General features: G+C 71.5%; 2 protein-coding genes. Both read right to left on the bottom strand.

Annotated elements, in window-relative coordinates:
- Positions 1 to 185 precede the first annotated feature (185 nt).
- The gene (gene aroB, locus AC5RUJ_RS16090; RefSeq protein WP_494049895.1) at positions 186 to 1,283 is read right to left on the bottom strand and encodes a 3-dehydroquinate synthase; all 1,098 of its coding nucleotides are present in this window, start codon (positions 1,281 to 1,283) and stop codon (positions 186 to 188) included.
- Positions 1,280 to 1,592, bottom strand: a 313-nt coding sequence (locus tag AC5RUJ_RS16085; protein WP_494156222.1) for a shikimate kinase, incomplete at its 5' end; no start/stop codon positions are given. The genes aroB and AC5RUJ_RS16085, both read right to left, overlap by 4 nt.

The raw sequence follows: 1,592 nt of genomic DNA, 5'->3' as shown, positions 1-1,592 counted from the left end.
CGGCAACGCCAGCCGCTGCCGCGGACAGGGTGCGCGGTTGCGTCCCACGTTTGGCCCTAACTGCCCACGTCTCGGCCGCGTGAAGGGCCCCGACGTGCGGCGATGTATGGGCCGCCCAGCCAAACGTGGGAGCGGATCCAAGGCGCGCCGGACCCCTGCGCCACCTCCGGCGCCGGCGTCGGGGGCTACTCGGCGATCTCTTGGTAGGCGGCGAACAGCAGCGAGGTGTCCGGCACGTCCAGGATCCCGGGCTTGGCCAGGCCGTCCAGCACCACGAACCGCAGCAGGTCGCCGCGGGCCTTCTTGTCGCGCTTCATCCCGTCCAGTAGCGCGGCCCAGCGGTCGCGGCGGTACGTCACGGGCAGCCCGAGCGACGTCAGGATCGCCTGGTGCCGGTCGGCGGTGGCGTCGTCCAGCCGGCCCACCATCCGGGACAGCTCGGCGGCAAAGGCCAGGCCGATAGAAACGGCCGCGCCGTGGCGCATCTGGTAGCGCTCGGCCAGCTCGATCGCGTGGCCGAGGGTGTGTCCGTAATTCAGGAACTCCCGGCGGCCGGACTCGCGCAGGTCGGAGGAGACTATCCCGGCCTTGACCCGGATGGACCGCTCGATGATCTCCCGCAGCTGCGGCGTGCCGGCGGTGCTGGCGGCCTTGGGGTCCGCTTCGATCACCTCCAGGATGGCCGGGTCGGCGATGAAGCCGCACTTGACGGCTTCGGCCAGGCCTGTGACCAGTTCGTTGGGCGGCAGCGTCTGCAGCGCGTCCAGGTCGGCCAGCACCGCGGCCGGCGAGTGGAACGCGCCGACCAGGTTCTTGCCCTCGGCGGTGTTGATGCCGGTCTTGCCGCCCACCGCGGCGTCGACCATGCCCAGCAGGCTGGTGGGGATGTGCACCACCTTGACGCCGCGCAGCCAGGTGGCGGCCACGAAGCCGGCCACGTCGGTGACCGCCCCGCCGCCCACGGCCACGATGGCGTCCGAGCGGGTGAAGTCGTTCTGTCCCAGCACCTGCCAGCAGAACGAGGCCACCTGGATGTGCTTGCCCTCCTCGGCGTCCGGAATTTCGGCGGTCAGCGCCTCCAGCCCGTTGGCGGCCAGGTCCTCGCGCACCGCGTCGCCGGTGGCACGCAGCGCGCGCGGGTGGATCACCAGGACCTTGCGGACCCGCTCCCCCAGCACCTGCGGCAGGCGGCCCAGCAGCGCGTGGCCGACGACGACGTCGTACGCCTCCTGGGGCGTGGTCCCGGTGACCGGGATGGTGGTTGCCTCGGCGGTGTTGCTCACTGTTCGTGCCTTTCATCAAGCAGTTGTCTCAGTTCGGCCAGCAGTTGCTGCTGTGATTTGCCGCGGGTGTCCAGCACCAGGTCCGCCAGCCGCTCGTAGACCGGCCGGCGTTGCCCGAAGGTCTCGATCCAGCGGCCCACGGGGTCGCCGGCCAGCAGCGGCCGGCCGGTGTCCTTGATGATGCGCGGCCGCACGGTATCCACGTCGATGTCCAGGAAAACCACGGTGCAGTCGGCCAGCAGTTGCTGGGTGCCGGTGTCCAGGATGGCGCCGCCGCCCAGCGAGACCACGGCGGGCGGCCGGCCGGCG

It is taken from the genome of Arthrobacter sp. Y3223164 (assembly GCF_059091005.1).
The sequence above is the reverse complement of the archived record's forward strand: the minus strand, read 5'-3'. Positions and strand labels throughout refer to the sequence as shown.